The 4227-nt window shown below is 70.7% G+C and carries 4 protein-coding genes and 1 pseudogene; 3 read left to right on the top strand and 2 right to left on the bottom strand.

Going from position 1 to position 4227, the window contains the following annotated elements; all coding sequences use genetic code 11:
- Positions 1-459: pseudogene (locus O3W51_RS47315) on the bottom strand (ABC transporter permease); the annotation flags it as partial.
- Positions 456-1154, bottom strand: a complete 699-nt coding sequence (locus O3W51_RS47310) for an ABC transporter ATP-binding protein (protein ID WP_138354417.1) — start codon at positions 1152-1154, stop codon at positions 456-458. The pseudogene O3W51_RS47315 and the gene O3W51_RS47310, both read right to left, overlap by 4 nt.
- Before the next feature lie 242 nt (positions 1155-1396).
- Between O3W51_RS47310 and O3W51_RS47305 the strand changes: the two genes are divergently transcribed.
- The 3 genes from O3W51_RS47305 to O3W51_RS47295 all read left to right on the top strand — a co-directional run bounded on the left by O3W51_RS47305 (position 1397) and on the right by O3W51_RS47295 (position 4134).
- On the top strand, positions 1397-2728 hold the full coding sequence (locus O3W51_RS47305; RefSeq protein ID WP_198357573.1) for a sensor histidine kinase: 1332 nt from the start codon (positions 1397-1399) through the stop codon (positions 2726-2728).
- 16 nt (positions 2729-2744) lie between these two features.
- The gene (locus tag O3W51_RS47300; protein ID WP_198357572.1) at positions 2745-3422 is read left to right on the top strand and encodes a response regulator; all 678 of its coding nucleotides are present in this window, start codon (positions 2745-2747) and stop codon (positions 3420-3422) included.
- 511 nt (positions 3423-3933) lie between these two features.
- On the top strand, positions 3934-4134 hold the full coding sequence (locus tag O3W51_RS47295) for a hypothetical protein (RefSeq protein WP_269290222.1): 201 nt from the start codon (positions 3934-3936) through the stop codon (positions 4132-4134).
- The last annotated feature ends 93 nt before the right edge of the window (positions 4135-4227 follow it).

Below are 4227 nucleotides of genomic sequence, written 5' to 3'. Positions count from 1 at the left end.
GCCGAACGGCGAGTCGAGGGTGCGCAGCACGGTCTCCCCCAGCCCGGTCGCCCATCTGCCGTCGACGAGGTCGAGGTCGTCGACCGCCCCGCCGGCGTCCGCACGACCGACGAACGTCAGCTCCGGCATCCGGCCGCCCGGCGGCATCCCGGAACCGTTCTCGCCGATGTGCGGGCGCAGCGAGAGGACGGGATACGGGCCGCCGGCGGCCGTCACGCCGGCGACGTGCGCGGTGGCCGTGACCTGTGCTGCGGTGGCCTTCGCCGCGTCGAACTGCGCGGTCAGGTGTGCGCCGTTCTGGCGGGCGAAGGCATGGTCGAACGGCGCCTGCGACGCTACGAGCAGCCCGCCGGCCAGTACCGACGCGGTGACCGCCATCATCGTGGTCAGCATCATCACCAGGGTCTGGACCCGGCGCCGTCCGACGCCGGCGCGCACCACCTTGCCCAGTGCGCTCATCGGACGGCCCCCGCGCCGCTGTTCCGGTCGAGGGCGACATGCCCGTCGACCAGATGGACGGTCCGGCCCGCGCACGATTCGGCGAGATCGAGGTCGTGGGTGACCAGCACGATGGTCTGCCCGCCCCGGTGCAGATCGATCAGCAGTTCACGGACGTCGCGCCCGGACGCCATGTCCAGCGCACCCGTCGGTTCGTCGGCGAGCAGCAGCGCCGGGCGGTTGATCAGCGCCCGCGCGACCGCGACGCGCTGGCGTTCGCCTCCGGACAGCCGGCCCGGGTAGGCCCGGGCGTGCTGGTCGATGCCGAGGGTCTCCAACAGTTCGTGCGCGCGGGTCGCCGCCTTGCCCCGGGCCGTACCCGCCAGTTGGGCCGGCAGCACGATGTTGTCCAGGACGGTGAGGTCGTCCAGCAGATTGAAGAACTGGAACACGATCCCGATGCGCTCGCGGCGGAAGCGCGCCAGCCCGCCCTCCCCGAGGTTGTCTATCCGTGTGCCGCCGACGGTCACGGTGCCCTCCGTCGGCTTGTCCAGCCCGGCCACCAGGTTCAGCAGCGTGGACTTGCCGCTGCCCGACGGCCCGGTGACGGCGACGGCCTCACCCTCTTCGACGGTGAGCGTCAGCGGGCCGAGCGCGGGCCCGTCCGCGTTGTCGTAGCGTTTGACGGCGCCACGCAGTTCGATCACGTTCCCCATGGGGGTGTCGGTCCTTCCGGTCGCAACGGCCGCGTCCTCGGGGGGGACTCCCCCGGGCGGCCCGCTGGCAGGACCGAAGCTAGGTGCGCCCGCTGCGGAGGCGCGTCGGCCGGTGCACCGACATCGGGTCGCCCACGAGGAGGACCCGGCCGCGGCGTCATCCTTGCGAAGTACTCCGCACGGCCGGAGCCCTGATCGCTGAGGCCGATGTGCCCAGGGCGGGCGGCGCCGACAATGTGCTGGTGGAAACGGATGAACGACAGGGATGGCGCCGGCAGGTGCGCGACGCGCTGCGCCCGGACGGCCAGGCTCCCCGGTTGTCGAGGCGGGCTGTCGTCACCGATGCCGCGCTCGCGCTGGCCCTCACGGCGCTGGTGCTGTTCGCGGTGTCCAGGCTGCACTTCGACGCCGGCTGGCCGGCAGGGCCCGATCCGGCGCTGGACCCCGGCTCCCTGCCCGGCCGGCCCCTCCCGCCCGAACGGCCGCCCTTCCCACCCGGTGCTCCCGTGCCGGGCACCGAGTTCCACCCGGCGATACAGGCCTACGTCCTCGGGGCGCTGACAGCGCTGCCGCTGGCGGCGCGCCGGCGGTTTCCGCTCGCCGTCTTCTGGGTGGTGATGTGCGCGACGCTGGCCGGTCCTGACTACACGACCAGGTTCACCCTCGTGGTGTGCCTCATCGCCGCCTGCAGTGCCCTCGTCCACAGCCGCAACCTGACGTCCACGATGGGCAGTTTCGCGCTCGCGGCGGTGCTCGCCGCCACCTTCGACCGGACCACCGACCCCGCACTGCCGTTCTGGTCGGGCCGGCTCTTCGTCCTGCTGGTCGTCGCGCTGATCGCGAGCGTGGTCCGTTACTGGCAGCTGCGGCTCAGAGCCACCCAGCTGCGGTTCGCCGAACTGCAGGTGGCACAGGAGAAGGCGATGCGCGAGGCCATCGACGAGGAGCGCTCCCGGATCGCCCGCGAACTGCACGATGTGGTGACCCACAACGTCAGCGTGATGGTGATCCAGGCCGGGGCGGCGCGCAAGGTCATGGACACGGCGCCCGAGCAGTCGAAGGAGGCCCTGCTCGCGGTCGAGGCGAGCGGCCGGGCCGCGATGAGTGAACTGCGCCATGTCATGGGCCTCATCGCGGCCTCGGGCACCGGACACTCGGAAAGCACCGGCGACGCGCTCGAACCCCAGCCGGGACTCGACCAGTTGGACGACCTCGTCCGACGTGTCCGCGCCGCCGGGCTGCCGGTGACCGTCGCCCTGTCTCCCCCGCCGGAGCCGCTGCCACCCGGCGTCGATCTGACCGCCTACCGCGTCGTCCAGGAGGCGCTGACCAACACCATGAAGCACGCCGCCGGCTCGACGGCGTCCGTCACCATAGGCCACGACGACGCGTGGCTGGAGATCGAGGTCACCGACACCGGCGGCACGCAGGGGACGTACGCGCAGGGCGGCAACGGGCGCGGGCTGATCGGTCTGCGGGAGCGGCTCGCGGTCTATGGCGGAACGCTCGTGGCAGGGCGCAGAATCGGCGGCGGATACAAGATCGAGGCCCGAGTCCCGTGGAGAGCCGTATGAGCGCGTGGAGAGCCCTATGAGCCAGCAGCCCCTGCGTGCCGTCATCGCCGACGACCAGGCACTGGTGCGCACCGGGTTCCGGATGATCCTCGCCGCCGACGGCATCGAGGTGGTGGCCGAGGCGGCCAACGGCGCCGAAGCGATCTCGGCCGTCCGGCGCACCCGGCCCGACGTCGTGCTGATGGACATCCGGATGCCGCAGATGGACGGCCTCGAAGCCACCCGGCAGATCCTGGGCGACGGCGCGGCCGGCACCCGCATCCTCATCCTGACCACGTACGACCTCGACCACTACGTCTACGCCGCGCTCACCGCGGGCGCCAGCGGCTTCCTGCTCAAGGACGTGTCTCCCGAGCATCTGGTGGCCTCGGTACGCCTGGTGCAGTCCGGCGACGCGCTGCTCGCACCGACGATCACCCGCCGGCTGATCGAGCGTTTCGCCCACCGCGACGAGGTCAGGTCCGCCGTCCACCGCGACCTGTCAGGGCTCACACCACGCGAGCTCGAAGTGCTGCGCCTGCTCGCCACCGGCCTGAGCAACGCCGAGCTCGCCGAGCGGCTGACCCTCAGCGCGACCACGGTCAAGACGCATGTCGCGCGCATCCTGTCGAAACTCGGGCTGCGCGACCGGGTCCAGGCCGTCGTCCTCGCCTACGAGACCGGCCTGATCTCCCCGGGCGCGGCAACCCCATGAGGTTGCGTCCTGCGGAGTGATGACGGCGCGGCCGGCCTCCGCTGCAACGGAGCCCGGCAGTTCCCCTGTTGACGAGTGGCAACGGCCGGGGTCAGCCATGAAAACGACCGCTATCGGCCTTCGGCACCGACTCGGGTGCCGCACAAGGCTTTGATCCGGTGGACCCGGATTCAGCGCGGTCTCATCAACAATGTCAGCAGATCATTTTGCTTCGCGCAAGCCCTTAACCCCATGGATGCCGCGGTCGAGCAGGTCGGCCGATATGCGACACGAATGCCCATCACCCCCTGCGACCAGCCCTGTTGACGATTCGATCTACGAACCGCGGCAATGAATGGCCGAAACACCCCCCTCCTCGCCCGGGGATCAGCGTCAATTCGCGATATCCGGTGGACGGCCCTTTCCCCGGCGCCCCATTCTTCTGAGAAGCCCTACGGGCGGAAGGCTGCAACCCTCCGTCCGATGTATTCAGGGCCGACGAGTGGCAACGAGCCAGGGAGGTACCCGCCGAGTGCCCATACACAGGCACACTGACCAACCCACCTGCGAACACCACCACCAGCCCCACCGCGGATTCCGGCTGCGAGGAGCACTCGTCCTGCTGCTCGCCGTCGCCATCCTCGGCGCCGAGCTGGCACCCCGCATCCACCTCGACATCGCCTTCCCGGCACCGACCCTGCCGGTACTACAGGGGCGGTTGGAGAGCTCGTAGGCGTCGTTGCGCGTAGTGGATCCGTTTGCTGATGGTTTGGTGGGTTCTGCGCCACATGGATTGGGCGAAGACGAGCGCGGAGGGGTGGCGCAC

The organism is Streptomyces sp. H39-C1, assembly GCF_027158125.1.
Classification (GTDB): domain Bacteria; phylum Actinomycetota; class Actinomycetes; order Streptomycetales; family Streptomycetaceae; genus Actinacidiphila; species Actinacidiphila fildesensis.
This window is presented reverse-complemented; position numbering and strand designations above follow the sequence as displayed.